Annotated in this window: 8 protein-coding genes, 1 tRNA gene and 2 rRNA genes; 10 read left to right on the forward strand and 1 reads right to left on the reverse strand. The window is 61.6% G+C overall.

Annotated elements, in window-relative coordinates:
- Positions 1-5: 5 nt before the first annotated feature.
- Positions 6-2,354, reverse strand: coding sequence for a DEAD/DEAH box helicase (locus GFS60_RS03420; RefSeq protein ID WP_159918990.1), 2,349 nt, complete (start codon positions 2,352-2,354; stop codon positions 6-8).
- A gap of 398 nt (positions 2,355-2,752) precedes the next feature.
- Between GFS60_RS03420 and GFS60_RS03425 the strand changes: the two genes are divergently transcribed.
- The 10 genes from GFS60_RS03425 to GFS60_RS03465 all read left to right on the forward strand — a co-directional run bounded on the left by GFS60_RS03425 (position 2,753) and on the right by GFS60_RS03465 (position 14,614).
- Positions 2,753-2,956 (forward strand): cold-shock protein, encoded by a 204-nt coding sequence (locus GFS60_RS03425; RefSeq protein WP_005248460.1) that lies wholly within the window; start codon positions 2,753-2,755, stop codon positions 2,954-2,956.
- 146 nt (positions 2,957-3,102) lie between these two features.
- Positions 3,103-3,687, forward strand: a complete 585-nt coding sequence (locus GFS60_RS03430; RefSeq protein WP_159918991.1) for a hypothetical protein — start codon at positions 3,103-3,105, stop codon at positions 3,685-3,687.
- A 136-nt stretch (positions 3,688-3,823) separates the two neighbouring features.
- Entirely contained in the window at positions 3,824-6,748 is a 2,925-nt protein-coding gene (gene topA / locus GFS60_RS03435) for a type I DNA topoisomerase (RefSeq protein ID WP_159918992.1), read from the forward strand.
- Between the two features lie 52 nt (positions 6,749-6,800).
- Complete coding sequence (locus GFS60_RS03440; protein ID WP_109326390.1) at positions 6,801-8,015, forward strand: DNA polymerase III subunit delta'; 1,215 nt, start codon at positions 6,801-6,803, stop codon at positions 8,013-8,015.
- Between the two features lie 31 nt (positions 8,016-8,046).
- Positions 8,047-8,119, forward strand: a tRNA-Thr gene (locus GFS60_RS03445).
- Positions 8,120-8,255: 136 nt separating this feature from the next.
- The gene (locus tag GFS60_RS03450; RefSeq protein WP_159918993.1) at positions 8,256-8,693 is read left to right on the forward strand and encodes a DUF2752 domain-containing protein; all 438 of its coding nucleotides are present in this window, start codon (positions 8,256-8,258) and stop codon (positions 8,691-8,693) included.
- 41 nt (positions 8,694-8,734) lie between these two features.
- Positions 8,735-8,857, forward strand: coding sequence for a hypothetical protein (locus tag GFS60_RS39875; protein ID WP_257792467.1), 123 nt, complete (start codon positions 8,735-8,737; stop codon positions 8,855-8,857).
- A gap of 48 nt (positions 8,858-8,905) precedes the next feature.
- Positions 8,906-9,103, forward strand: coding sequence for a hypothetical protein (locus tag GFS60_RS03455; protein ID WP_159918994.1), 198 nt, complete (start codon positions 8,906-8,908; stop codon positions 9,101-9,103).
- A gap of 521 nt (positions 9,104-9,624) precedes the next feature.
- Positions 9,625-11,142: ribosomal RNA gene (locus tag GFS60_RS03460) — 16S ribosomal RNA — on the forward strand.
- 337 nt (positions 11,143-11,479) lie between these two features.
- Positions 11,480-14,614, forward strand: a 23S ribosomal RNA gene (locus GFS60_RS03465).
- The 16S and 23S rRNA genes sit together here, the layout of an rRNA operon.
- Positions 14,615-14,645: the final 31 nt, after the last annotated feature.

Here is a 14,645-nt window from a genome sequence, read left to right on the forward strand (position 1 = left end):
GCCGCTCATCCGAGCGCGTCGAGCACCGCCGCGAGGACTCGGATAGCACCGTCCTTGTCGAGGGGGTCGTTTCCGTTTCCACATTTCGGTGAGTACACACAGGAAGGGCAACCGGAGGTGCACTCGCAGGAAGTGATCGCGTCCCGGGTCGCGCCCAGCCACCGCGCGAGCTCGGCGTGGCCCCGGTCGGCGAATCCGGCACCGCCGGCGTGTCCGTCGTAGACGAACACGGTGGGCAAGCCGGTGTCGGCATGCAACGCCGTCGAGACGCCGCCGACGTCCTCGCGATCGCACACCGCGACCAGGGGCAGGAGTCCGATGGCTGCGTGCTCAGCGGCGTGGAGAGATCCGGGCACTCGTTCGGCCGCGACACCGGCTCGGGAGAGCAGCTCCGGGGTCATCGTGTACATCACGGCACGGGTACAGAGGGTCTGCTCCGGCATGTCCAACTCCACCGAGTCGAGTACTTCACCGGACGGCAGTCGGCGCAGGTACCCGATCACCTGGTGCGTTACCTCTACCTCGGCGAGCGCCACTTCGACGTCACCGAAAAGTTTCTGCTCCAGCACAGCCGTCACGGTGATCTCGGTGGTTTCCCGGGCCGAGGTCGTCCAATCGGGGTCCTCGGCGTGAACCAGGGCAAGACCCTGATCGAGATCGAGTTCGTCGATGACATACGACTCCCCCTGATGGATGTGTACGGCGCCGGGATGGACGGTCGCCGGGGCGCGACCGGTGTCGACGGTTCCCAGCAGACGTCCGGTTTCCGACACCACTATTGCTACTTGCGTACCGATTCCACCCCGGATATCCAGTGCGCCATGCGGATTTGTTCCCGCAGTCACGAACCAACCGTGGGCGCGCCTGCGAATCAGGCCCTGTTCGGACAGCTTTGCGAGGACGTCGAGACCGCCGAATTTTTCTGCTTCGGCATCGGAAAGCGGCAATTCCATTGCTGCGCAGAGCAATTGTGGACCGAGGACGTACGGATTGGACGGGTCGGTGACGGTGGCCTCCACCGGCTTGTCCAAGAGTGCGGACGGGTGGTGCACGAGGTAGGTGTCCAGCGGATCGTCGCGGGCTACCAGGACGACGAGCGATCCTTCACCACGCCGGCCGGAGCGGCCTCCCTGCTGCCAGAACGAGGCGACCGTCCCGGGAAATCCCGCCACCACCACGGCGTCGAGTCCGGCGATGTCGACACCGAGTTCGAGCGCGTTCGTCGTTGCCGCACCGAGCAGTGTGCCGTCGGCGAGGGCTGCCTCGAGTTCGCGTCTGTCTTCGGCCAGGTAGCCGGCGCGGTACGACGCGACCCGTGTGGCAAGGTCGGGATCGACCTCCGCGAGTAGGCGTTTGGTGGCCATGGCAGTCAGCTCGGCGCCGCGCCGCGAACGGACGAAGGTGAGAGTACGTGCCCCCTCGGTCATCAGGGTGGCCATGATACGTGCGGCCTCCGAACCTGCAGGCCTGCGGACCGGACTCCCGTTCTCTCCCGTCACCTCCCGCATGAGGGGTGGCTCCCAGAGGGCGATGGTCCGCGGGCCGTGGGGCGACCCGTCGTCCACTATCTCGGCGCACGGGGCCCCGATGAGGCGGGACGCGGCGGAGCCGGGTTCGGCGGTGGTGGCGGAGGCGAGGATGAAGACAGGGTCGGCCCCGTATCGCGCCGCGATGCGTCGGAGTCGGCGCAGGACGAGAGCCACATTGGAGCCGAAGACACCACGGTAGGAGTGGCATTCGTCGATTACGACAAACGCCAGATTGCGGAAGAAGTGCGACCACCGTTGATGGGTCCGGAGAAGGGAGATGTGCAGCATATCGGGGTTGGTGAAGAGCCACCGTGAGTTCTCGCGCGCCCACTGACGCACCTCCGACGGTGTGTCACCGTCGAACATGCAAGGGCAAGCGCCCCGAAGGTCGTCCGTAGCGTCGATGATCGAGGTCACCGCCCGCAACTGGTCTGCGCCCAGGGCTTTGGTCGGTGACAGGTAGAGGGCGGTCGCCCGCGGATCCATTGCCAGAGTGGTGAGTACCGGTAGCTGGTAGGCGAGCGACTTTCCCGATGCCGTTCCGGTCGACACCACCACGTTCGTGCCCTGGTGGGCAAAATCGGCGGCAGCCGTTTGATGGCTCCACGGGCGGGCGATCCCGTTCTGCTGGAGGGCCGAGACGACCGAGGGGTGCGCCCACGTGGGCCAATCCGTCAGTGCCGACGTCCGAGCAGGCATTTCGGCGGCGAATGTCAATGGCGTTTCGCTCGGCGGGACGCCATCGAGCACCCTGTCGAGCAACTCGCGACCGTATGTTTCGCCAGTATTTCCACTGTCGTCACGGGGCGAAAACGGTGTGCTCACTGATCTCTCCGGGCTGTCGATGGAGCGGGGCGAGGAGCTTCTACACCGCCACGACCTGCATATATGATGATAGCGAGTCGACTCCTCAGGATGTTTCCGGGGGTACGGCACGTGCCGACCGGATGCGTCCATTCGCGGCTGTTCGCTACAAGATCAACATTTTGTGTGAATTGTTCCGTTTTCGACTGTTGCGTTCGCGGAGTTCATGGTTGACTACATCTTGGTCGCAGCTTCTGTGTTCGTGGGCTTGAAAGAGTGAGCGTTCGCAGGATCGATGTTGCGAACGCGGTGCTCTGCTTTTCCTGAGGGGGAAATCAAGAAGTACAGCGGTCGGAACCGGCCCGGCGGACTGTACGTGCTGTCCGCCGAATCCGGTGGTTAGAAAGAGAAGGAAAAGCATGGCACAGGGCACTGTGAAGTGGTTCAACGCGGAAAAGGGCTTCGGCTTCATCGCACCCGAGGACGGCTCCGCTGACGTCTTCGTTCACTACTCCGAGATCCAGGGCAGCGGTTTCCGCACCCTCGAGGAGAACCAGCGCGTGGAGTTCGAGGTCGGCCAGGGCACCAAGGGCCCCCAGGCAACCGGCGTTCGCGCAGTCTGATTCTGCCGTCCATTCCGTGGACACGAAAATCAGATAGGCGGGATCTCGCGATTCCGTCCGAATCGTCCCCCATCGCCCGAGGCGGTGGGGGACGATTCGTTTTCCATGCTGGTGGCCACAGTGACGTGGCAGAAGGGGGTAGGTCGATGAGTCAGCTCTCCTTCTTCTCTGCGGAGGCACTTCCACCGGCGGTTGCGGATCTGGGTGGGCTTCTCGCAGCGTCGGGCCAGGTGGTCTCCGGCGGCGGCCGCGCGCGGATTTCCATCGTGGTGGATGCGCTGTGGCGCGCGGAAGGAATCGCCGAGCTGATCGCCGAGGCGGGGCTGGAAGCCGAGATCACCCGGAGCGACGAGGGCAGCCCGCTCGTGCGCACCGCTTCGGTAGTCGACTTGCGGCCCCTCGCGGAGCAGTGGACGAGGGGCGCGGTGAAGGCGGTGCCGCCGGGCTGGGTGCCGTCCGGGAGGCAGCTGCGGTTCTGGGCTCTGGCTGCGGGCCACGGCGAAGCGGACGGAGAACGCTTCGTTCTCGGACTCGATTCGCACGCCCCGGACACCCACGCGCCACTGGCTCAGGCCTTGATGAGGGCGGGTATGGCGCCGACGTTGATAGGCACGCGCGGGTCAGGTCCCGGCCTTCGAATATCGGGTCGGCGTAGGCTCGGCAGACTCGTCGAGAGTATCGGCGAAGCACCCGGAAATATGGACGACCGTACCGGTTGGCCCCACATGTAGGACCGCGTAGGCAGTACTGATCTGCGAGGACGGCTCCCCGGTATGTCACTCTAGTAATAGGCGAACCCGGTATAAACGGTTTGTCTGCACAACTGTCGGGTGGCAGCGATCGACTTCAGGAAGGTTCGGGCAACAGGTGGCAAAAGGTGACAACGGCAGTGCGCAGGATGCGGCGGGAGCGTCCGGCCAGCCTCGCCGCCTCGTGATCGTCGAGTCGCCGACCAAGGCCCGCAAGATTGCTCCTTACCTCGGAAAGAACTACGTCGTCGAGGCGTCGGTGGGGCACATTCGTGACCTTCCTCGCGGCGCCGCCGATGTTCCGGCCAAGTACAAAGGTGAGCCGTGGGCCCGACTCGGTGTCGATGTCGATCATGATTTCGAGCCACTGTATGTGGTCAGTCCGGAGAAGAAGTCCAAGGTCACCGAACTGAAGGGCCTCCTCAAGGACGCCGACGAACTGTTCCTCGCCACCGACCCCGACCGTGAGGGCGAGGCCATCGCCTGGCACCTGCTCGAAACTCTCAAGCCGAAGATTCCGGTTCGGCGGATGGTCTTCCACGAGATCACCGAGCCGGCCATCCGAGCGGCCGCCGACGACACCCGCGAACTCGACACCGACCTGGTCGACGCGCAGGAAACTCGGCGCATCCTCGACCGTCTCTACGGTTACGAGGTCAGCCCGGTCCTGTGGAAGAAGGTCATGCCGAAGTTGTCGGCGGGCCGTGTGCAGTCCGTCGCCACCCGTGTCATCGTTCAGCGTGAACGCGAGCGGATGGCATTCCGGTCCGCGTCCTACTGGGACATCTCGGCCACCCTCGACGCAGGCGCCGACGCGAGCCCGCGCAGCTTCGGGGCCCGTCTGGTGAGTGTCGACGGTTCACGAGTCGCGTCGGGTCGCGATTTCGGCTCGGACGGCCAGCTGAAGACCGGCACGGTCACGGTGCTCGACGAGGCCCGTGCACAGAGGCTCGCCGAATCCCTCGCCGGTGTCGACCTCACCGTGTCGTCCGCGGAGAGCAAGCCGTACACGCGCAAGCCCTACCCACCGTTCATGACGTCGACCCTCCAGCAGGAAGCGGGACGCAAGCTTCGATTCACGTCGGAGCGGACGATGCGCATTGCCCAGCGGTTGTACGAAAACGGCTACATCACCTACATGCGTACCGACTCGACGACGTTGTCTGCATCGGCCATCGCCGCAGCGCGTGCGCAGGCCACCGAGTTGTACGGCGCAGAGTACGTTCACGCGTCGCCGCGCCAGTACACCCGCAAGGTGAAGAACGCCCAGGAAGCTCACGAGGCGATCCGTCCTGCGGGCGACGTCTTCCAGACTCCGGGGCAGCTGCACTCACGGCTCGATACCGACGAGTTCCGGCTCTACGAATTGATCTGGCAGCGCACCGTGGCGTCCCAGATGGCCGATGCCCGCGGCACCACGCTCACCCTGCGGATCTCGGGTACGGCAGGTACGGGCGAAGAATGCACGTTCTCCGCGTCGGGCCGCACCATCACGTTCGCCGGCTTCCTGAAGGCATACGTCGAAAGTGTCGACGAAGAAGCCGGCGGCCAGTCCGACGACGCGGAGTCGCGCCTGCCGGTGCTCGTCGAGGGCCAGGCGGTCACCGCGACGAAACTCGATCCGGACGGCCACACCACCAATCCCCCGGCCCGGTACACCGAGGCGAGCCTGATCAAGACCCTCGAAGAGCTGGGCATCGGTCGCCCGTCCACCTATTCGTCGATCATCAAGACCATCCTCGACCGTGGATACGTCTACAAGCGCGGTAGTGCGTTGGTGCCGTCCTGGGTCGCGTTCGCCGTCATCGGCCTCCTCGAGATGCACTTCGGTCGGCTGGTCGACTTCGACTTCACCGCCGGGATGGAGGACGACCTCGACGCAATCGCCGGTGGCCGGGAACAGCGCGGCAACTGGCTGAGCAGTTTCTACTTCGGCGGTGATCACGGCGCCGAGGGTTCCGTCGCCCGCGAGGGTGGCCTGAAGAAGATGGTCGGTGTCAATCTCGAAGAGATCGACGCTCGCGAGGTCAACTCCATCCGACTCTTCGACGACGCCGAAGGCCGCGAAGTTCATGTCCGTGTCGGACGCTTCGGTCCTTACCTCGAGCGGATGGTTCGCAACCCGGACGACCCCGAGGGCGACCTCATCTCGCAGCGTGCAAACCTGCCCGACGACCTTCCGCCGGACGAGCTGACACCCGAATACGCCGAGAAGCTGTTCTCGACCCCCCAGGAGGGCCGCAAGCTCGGAGTCGATCCACTGACCGGGCACGAGATCGTAGCGAAGGAGGGCCGGTTCGGCCCTTACGTCACGGAGATTCTTCCCGAGCCGGAACCCGAGCCCGAACCGGCCGTGGTGCCGGTCACCGAGCCGGAGCCTGCCGAGGGCACCACCAAGACCAAGACGGCTGCGAAAAAGGCCCCTGCCAAGAAGGCGGCGAAGAAGGCAGCGGGTCCCAAGCCGAGAACCGGTTCGCTTCTCAAGTCCATGGATTTGGCCACGGTCACCCTCGACGACGCCCTGAAGTTGCTGTCGTTGCCGCGGGTGGTGGGTATCGATCCCGAATCGAAGGAAGAGATCACCGCCCAGAACGGCCGGTACGGTCCCTACCTCAAGAAGGGCACCGATTCGCGGTCACTCGCCACCGAGGACCAGATGTTCACGGTCACGCTGGAAGAGGCCCTGAAGATCTACGCGGAGCCCAAGCGCCGCGGCCGGCAGGCGTCGGCGACGCCGCCGCTGCGGGAGCTGGGCGTCGACTCGGTCAGTGAGAAGCCGATGGTGATCAAGGACGGCCGGTTCGGACCGTATGTAACGGACGGCGAAACCAACGCCAGCCTTCGCAAGGGCGATGAAGTGGAAAGCATCACCGACGCTCGGGCGTCGGAACTGCTGGCGGAGCGTCGGGCGCGCGGACCTGTCAAGAAAAAGGCTCCCGCCAAGAAGGCACCGGCCAAGAAGGCCGCGGCGAAGAAGACTGCTGCCAAGAAGGCACCGGCGAAGAAGGCTGCTGCGAAGAAGGCCGCGGACAAGAAGGCGTGAGCCGGTACGGCGGGGCGTCGGGGGCGTCGCAGGTGCGGGATAGTCTGACGTCGTGACCGTATTCGACCGATTGGTGGGCCAGGCAGATGTCGAGGCCGAACTGACAGCCGCTGCTACGGCGGCCCGTCTCGGACTCGGCTCAATGGGGTCGTCGATGACGCATTCGTGGCTTTTCACGGGCCCCCCAGGCTCGGGCAGGTCGGTGGCCGCACAGTGCTTCGCTGCGGCCTTGCAATGCACCAGTGACGGCGTCCCTGGCTGCGGTGCGTGCCACTCCTGCACCACTGCAATGGCAGGCACCCACGGTGATGTGCGGCGGGTGGTTCCAGAAGGACTGAGCATCAGCGTGAGGGAGATGCGGGCCATCGTGCAGACGGCCTCCCGCAGGCCCAGTACCGGTCGCTGGCAGATCGTCGTCGTGGAGGACGCAGACCGTCTCACCGAGGGCGCGGCCAACGCTCTCCTCAAGGTTGTCGAGGAGCCGCCGGATCGCACCGTGTTCTTGCTGTGCGCTCCTTCCGTCGATCCCCAAGACATCTCGGTGACCCTGCGGTCGCGCTGCCGGCACGTCGCCCTTGTCACTCCGTCGGCGGACGCGATCGCTCAGGTTCTGCGCGAGAGGGATGGTGTGGAGCCCGAAGAGGCGCGCCTTGCCGCGTCGATCAGTGGCGGTCATGTCGGGAGGGCACGGCGACTGGCGACCGACCTGAATTCCCGCATTCGTCGCAAGGAAGCCCTGGACCTTGCGGTCGCGGCATTGCGACCCGCGACTGCGTTCGCGGCTGCCGAGGAGTTGGTGCGCTCAGCCGATGCCGAAGCGAAAGAGATGAGTGCGGCGCGAGACGAGCAGGAGACGGAAGAGTTGCGCACCGCCCTCGGTGCAGGAGGCACCGGCAAGGGCGCTGCCGGGGCAATCCGAGGATCGGCCGGTGTACTCAAGGATCTGGAGAAGCGGCAGAAGTCGAGGGCTACCCGCACGGGTCGTGATGCGCTGGATCGCGCTCTCATCGATCTCGCGGGTCTCTACCGCGACGCCCTCGCCGCCACGTGGGGATCGGCAGCCGCAGCAAACCATCCCGACATGGCCGACCGAGCTGCGGAACTCGCGTCGAGAACCTCGCCGGAAGGCCTGCTGAAGTGCATCGAAGCGGTACTCGAGTGCCGTGAGGCGATCGCTGTCAACGTCAAACCACAGTGGGCTGTCGACGCCATGGTGGCCAGCCTCGGCGACGCGTTCAGGGAGCCGTTTTCGCATACTCGGGGTTGAGGCGCTAGACTCGCCACCGCCGAAAGGCACCGCTGCCTTAGCTCAGTCGGTAGAGCATTTCACTCGTAATGAAAAGGTCGAGAGTTCGATTCTCTCAGGCAGCTCAGCGGTTCTCTGGCCCTTCCCGATTCCTCGGGGAGGGCCAGAGTTGTATTCGGATCCGACACGTCGAGGACGGGGATCCGTGTCGTTCGCAGTCCCGACCCGCCGCGGCGGGGAAAGATCCGGAAGACTGGAAGCGTGGACATCGAGAATCGGACCCGTACCTCACAGGTGGCGGGTCTACGTGCGCTCGGTGCGCCCGCAACGGTTGCTGCAGGGGCGGCCGCCGCCGTCGCTCTCCTGCACTTTCGCGATCCACATCAGTCGGGTGCGTACGGCTTCTGCCCCGTGTACGCATTGACGGGATGGTGGTGTCCGGCCTGCGGGGGCCTTCGTGCTGTCCACGACCTCACCGATCTGGACATCGGGGCCGCGTTGTCGAGCAACGCCTTGATCGTTCCGTTGCTCGCTGTCTCGGTGTACTTGTGGGTGCGGTGGGCGCAGCGCCGCTGGGCGGGAGCGCGCGCTCGATCGATCGGCATCCGTCCATATGTGATGGTCGGTGTGCTGATCGCTCTCGCGGCGTTTACGGTCACGAGGAATACATCTTGGGGAAGCTGGCTGGCGCCGGTTTGACGACGGTCGCCGCCGGCATGAAACAGAGAGTCGGTTCAAAGATGGCAATGCAGGTTTTCTCGTTGATTGCGATCCTCGGAGCATTGATCGTGCTCATTCCGACAGCGCTCCGAGTCTTCGGTAAGAGCGACAACGTGAAGGCACCCGACGACGCCGAAGAGTGACCGGGCGCTGCTCTCGACAACCCTCCGCCCCACGGTCATGATTCGTGTATGAGTGATTCGCTGAAGGACCGGGTCCGGGAGAAGTTGCTCCGCCAGCTCGCCGAAGACGGAGGCCACCCGGTCCAGGAGGCGGAAGGTGACGATCCCCGGCTGGTGTCGATCGATGCGGATCTTGCCGCGCTGGAGCAGGCAGCCGACGGCGATGTGGTCATCGAGGAACTCGCCGCGAAGTACTGGGTTCCGTAAAAAGGCGATCCAGCAGGCTGACCAGGCAATTTGGCGTAGCGGGTGTTCGTCGCGTAACTTATTCCAAGTCAGAGCGACACGGACACCGACTCCGCCCGCAGGGGCTGGGACACGAGGTTGGACGAAGGCGCCTGAACTTCCCGAAGATGCTGATCTTGATTGGTGTGTTCGAGATGTCCTGGAGGTTCCCGTTTGCATCGGGGGTTGGCAGGAGTTAGGCTGGAGCGGTTGCCCCGGAGCGGCTAGCGAGTGTGCTGGTGGTGATGGTGTGTGCGTGTTCTTTGAGAACTCAACAGTGTGTCGATGAATGTCAGTGCCAAATGTTTTTGGTACTCCGCATCACGGGTGATCGGCTGGGCCTTTTGGGGTTTGGTTGTGAGTGGTGTGGGTATTTGCTGGCTCTTTCTCCTTCTTCCGTCGGAGAGGGGGTCGGTGTTTGATTGAGCTAGTTTGAGTTTTTGATCGCTAGTGATTTGACTCGATGTCTATGACTGATTGGGGTTCGCCTCTTTCTAGAGTCTTCAACGGAGAGTTTGATCCTGGCTCAGGACGAACGCTGGCGGCGTGCTTAACACATGCAAGTCGAGCGGTAAGGCCCTTCGGGGTACACGAGCGGCGAACGGGTGAGTAACACGTGGGTGATCTGCCCTGCACTTCGGGATAAGCCCGGGAAACTGGGTCTAATACCGGATACGACCTTCGGCTGCATGGCTGGGGGTGGAAAGGTTTACTGGTGCAGGATGGGCCCGCGGCCTATCAGCTTGTTGGTGGGGTAATGGCCTACCAAGGCGACGACGGGTAGCCGACCTGAGAGGGTGACCGGCCACACTGGGACTGAGACACGGCCCAGACTCCTACGGGAGGCAGCAGTGGGGAATATTGCACAATGGGCGAAAGCCTGATGCAGCGACGCCGCGTGAGGGATGAAGGCCTTCGGGTTGTAAACCTCTTTCAGCAGGGACGAAGCGCAAGTGACGGTACCTGCAGAAGAAGCACCGGCTAACTACGTGCCAGCAGCCGCGGTAATACGTAGGGTGCAAGCGTTGTCCGGAATTACTGGGCGTAAAGAGTTCGTAGGCGGTTTGTCGCGTCGTTTGTGAAAACTCACAGCTCAACTGTGAGCTTGCAGGCGATACGGGCAGACTTGAGTACTGCAGGGGAGACTGGAATTCCTGGTGTAGCGGTGAAATGCGCAGATATCAGGAGGAACACCGGTGGCGAAGGCGGGTCTCTGGGCAGTAACTGACGCTGAGGAACGAAAGCGTGGGTAGCGAACAGGATTAGATACCCTGGTAGTCCACGCCGTAAACGGTGGGCGCTAGGTGTGGGTTCCTTCCACGGAATCTGTGCCGTAGCTAACGCATTAAGCGCCCCGCCTGGGGAGTACGGCCGCAAGGCTAAAACTCAAAGGAATTGACGGGGGCCCGCACAAGCGGCGGAGCATGTGGATTAATTCGATGCAACGCGAAGAACCTTACCTGGGTTTGACATATACCGGAAAGCCGTAGAGATACGGCCCCCCTTGTGGTCGGTATACAGGTGGTGCATGGCTGTCGTCAGCTCGTGTCGTGAGATGTTGGGTTAAGTCCCGCAACGAGCGCAACCCTTGTCTTATGTTGCCAGCACGTAATGGTGGGGACTCGTAAGAGACTGCCGGGGTCAACTCGGAGGAAGGTGGGGACGACGTCAAGTCATCATGCCCCTTATGTCCAGGGCTTCACACATGCTACAATGGCCAGTACAGAGGGCTGCGAGACCGTGAGGTGGAGCGAATCCCTTAAAGCTGGTCTCAGTTCGGATCGGGGTCTGCAACTCGACCCCGTGAAGTCGGAGTCGCTAGTAATCGCAGATCAGCAACGCTGCGGTGAATACGTTCCCGGGCCTTGTACACACCGCCCGTCACGTCATGAAAGTCGGTAACACCCGAAGCCGGTGGCCTAACCCCTTGTGGGAGGGAGCCGTCGAAGGTGGGATCGGCGATTGGGACGAAGTCGTAACAAGGTAGCCGTACCGGAAGGTGCGGCTGGATCACCTCCTTTCTAAGGAGCATCTCCAGTCATGTACCGCTGAACAGTCAGTGGATGATGGTCTGGCAGAGGCCATTTCGGATGCGTATGTTATCCGGTGGTTGCTCATGGGTGGATCGCTGACAAGTATTGGTTCTCAACTGCCGGCCTGTGTGCTGGTGGGAGGGCGAATTATATCGACATACTGTTGGGTCCTGAGGGAACACGTGAGTGTTTTTTCTTTCAGGGAAGTGACGATCCGGTTCGGATGTCAGGCAGACCGCATCACTTTTGGTGGTGGGCATGGTGCTGGCGGAGTTCGAGGCGGGTGTGTTGTTTGAGAACTGCACAGTGGACGCGAGCATCTTTGTTGTAAGTAATGAAGAGCGTACGGTGGATGCCTTGGCACCAGGAGCCGATGAAGGACGTAGGAGGCTGCGATAAGCCTCGGGGAGCTGTCAACCGAGCTGAGATCCGAGGATGTCCGAATGGGGAAACCCAGCACGAGTGATGTCGTGTTACCCGCATCTGAATATATAGGGTGTGTGGAGGGAACGTGGGGAAGTGAAACATCTCAGTACCCACAGGAAGAGAAAACAATAGTGATTCCGTGAGTAGTGGCGAGCGAAAGCGGAAGAGGCTAAACCATGGATGTGTGATAGCCGGCAGGCGTTGCATTCGTGGGGTTGTGGGGTTCATCTTGTCAATGCTGCCGTGTTGGCCGACAGTAAGAAATCATGGTGTTAGTGGAAGTGGTCTGGAACGGCCTGTCGTAGAGGGTGAGAATCCCGTACACGAAAACATTGTGACTGTCGTGATGGAAACCCAAGTAGCACCGGGCCCGTGAAATCTGGTGTGAATCTGTCGGGACCACCCGATAAGCCTGAATACTCCCTGGTGACCGATAGCGGACTAGTACCGTGAGGGAAAGGTGAAAAGTACCCCGGGAGGGGAGTGAAATAGTACCTGAAACCGTGCGCTTACAATCCGTCAAAGCCTTCGAGTGACTTGTCACTGGGGGTGATGGCGTGCCTTTTGAAGAATGAGCCTGCGAGTTAGTGGCATGTCGCGAGGTTAACCCGTGTGGGGTAGCCGTAGCGAAAGCGAGTCCGAATAGGGCGTTCATAGTGGCATGTTCTAGACCCGAAGCGGAGTGATCTACCCATGGCCAGGTTGAAGCGACGGTAAGACGTCGTGGAGGACCGAACCCACTTAGGTTGAAAACTGAGGGGATGAGTTGTGGGTAGGGGTGAAAGGCCAATCAAACTCCGTGATAGCTGGTTCTCCCCGAAATGCATTTAGGTGCAGCGTCGCGTGTTTCTCATCGGAGGTAGAGCTACTGGATGGTCTAGGGGGCCCACAAGCTTACCGAAATCAGCCAAACTCCGAATGCCGGTGAGTGAGAGCGCGGCAGTGAGACTGCGGGCGATAAGGTTCGTAGTCGAGAGGGAAACAGCCCAGATCGCCAGCTAAGGTCCCTAAGCGTGTACTAAGTGGAAAAGGATGTGGGGTCGCGAAGACAACCAGGAGGTTGGCTTAGAAGCAGCCACCCTTGAAAGAGTGCGTAATAGCTCACTGGTCAAGTGATCCTGCGCCGACAATGTAGCGGGGCTCAAGTACACCACCGAAGCTGCGGCATTCACACAATGCACCCCCATTTTCCTGCGGGAGGGTGGGCAGTGGTGTGGATGGGTAGGGGAGCGTCGTGTGGCCATGGAAGCGGCGGGGTGACCCAGCCGTGGAGGCCACACGAGTGAGAATGCAGGCATGAGTAGCGAAAGACGAGTGAGAAACTCGTCCGCCGAATGACCAAGGGTTCCTGGGCCAGGTTAATCCGCCCAGGGTGAGTCGGGACCTAAGACGAGGCCGACAGGCGTAGCCGATGGACAACGGGTTGATATTCCCGTACCCGTGTGAACGCGCCCCTGGTGAATCAGTGATACTAACCACCCTGAAACCGCGTGTGGACCTTCGGGTTCGTGCGTGGTGGATGCGTGGGACCTGATCTGGTAGTAGCCAAGCGATGGGGTGACGCAGGAAGGTAGCTGAGCCAGTCAGTGGTAATACTGGTGTAAGCCTGTAGGGAGTGACCTAGGCAAATCCGGGTCACACATATCCTGAGAGGTGACGCATAGCCGAATGAGGCGAATTCAGTGATCCTATGCTGCCGAGAAAAGCCTCTAGCGAGCTTTCACACGGCCCGTACCCCAAACCGACACAGGTGGTCAGGTAGAGAATACTAAGGCGATCGAGATAACTATGGTTAAGGAACTCGGCAAAATGCCCCCGTAACTTCGGGAGAAGGGGGGCCTCGTCTGGTGATCACTCTTGCAGTGTGAGCTGGGTGGGGCCGCAGAGACCAGTGAGAAGCGACTGTTTACTAAAAACACAGGTCCGTGCGAAGTCGTAAGACGATGTATACGGACTGACGCCTGCCCGGTGCTGGAAGGTTAAGAGGACCGGTTAGCCATTTCGGTGGCGAAGCTGAGAATTTAAGCCCCAGTAAACGGCGGTGGTAACTATAACCATCCTAAGGTAGCGAAATTCCTTGTCGGGTAAGTTCCGACCTGCACGAATGGCGTAACGACTTCTCAGCTGTCTCAACCATAGACTCGGCGAAATTGCATTACGAGTAAAGATGCTCGTTACGCGCGGCAGGACGAAAAGACCCCGGGACCTTCACTACAGCTTGGTATTGGTGTTCGGTTCGGTTTGTGTAGGATAGGTGGGAGACTGTGAAGCGCTCACGCCAGTGAGTGTGGAGTCGTTGTTGAAATACCACTCTGATCGTATTGGACCTCTAACCTCGGACCATGATCTGGTTCAGGGACAGTGCCTGGTGGGTAGTTTAACTGGGGCGGTTGCCTCCCAAAATGTAACGGAGGCGCCCAAAGGTTCCCTCAGCCTGGTTGGCAATCAGGTGTCGAGTGCAAGTGCACAAGGGAGCTTGACTGTGAGACTGACAAGTCGAGCAGGGACGAAAGTCGGGACTAGTGATCCGGCACCGGCAAGTGGAAGCGGTGTCGCTCAACGGATAAAAGGTACCCCGGGGATAACAGGCTGATCTTCCCCAAGAGTCCATATCGACGGGATGGTTTGGCACCTCGATGTCGGCTCGTCGCATCCTGGGGCTGGAGTAGGTCCCAAGGGTTGGGCTGTTCGCCCATTAAAGCGGCACGCGAGCTGGGTTTAGAACGTCGTGAGACAGTTCGGTCTCTATCCGCCGCGCGCGTTAGAAACTTGAGGAAGGCTGTCCCTAGTACGAGAGGACCGGGACGGACGAACCTCTGGTGTGCCAGTTGTTCCACCAGGAGCACCGCTGGTTAGCTACGTTCGGAAGGGATAACCGCTGAAAGCATCTAAGCGGGAAGCCTGTTCCAAGATGAGGTTTCTCACCCCCTCGAGGGGGTAAGGCCCCCGGCAGACCACCGGGTTGATAGGCCAGAACTGGAAGCCCAGTAATGGGTGTAGGTGACTGGTACTAATAGGCCGAGGACTTACCACAAAGAAGCTACGCGTCCACTGTGCAGTATCTG

The sequence above is a fragment of the Rhodococcus sp. WAY2 genome (genome assembly GCF_009859915.1).
In the GTDB taxonomy this organism is placed as follows: Bacteria; Actinomycetota; Actinomycetes; order Mycobacteriales; family Mycobacteriaceae; genus Rhodococcus_F; species Rhodococcus_F oxybenzonivorans.

What these genes read in the sequence shown, in the direction of transcription:
- GFS60_RS03425 (WP_005248460.1), top strand. Translation starts at nt 2,753, where the DNA reads ATGGCACAGGGCACTGTGAAGTGGTTCAACGCGGAAAAGGGCTTCGGC.
- GFS60_RS03430 (WP_159918991.1), top strand. Translation starts at nt 3,103, where the DNA reads ATGAGTCAGCTCTCCTTCTTCTCTGCGGAGGCACTTCCACCGGCGGTT.
- GFS60_RS39875 (WP_257792467.1), top strand. Translation starts at nt 8,735, where the DNA reads ATGGCAATGCAGGTTTTCTCGTTGATTGCGATCCTCGGAGCATTGATC.
- GFS60_RS03455 (WP_159918994.1), top strand. Translation starts at nt 8,906, where the DNA reads ATGAGTGATTCGCTGAAGGACCGGGTCCGGGAGAAGTTGCTCCGCCAG.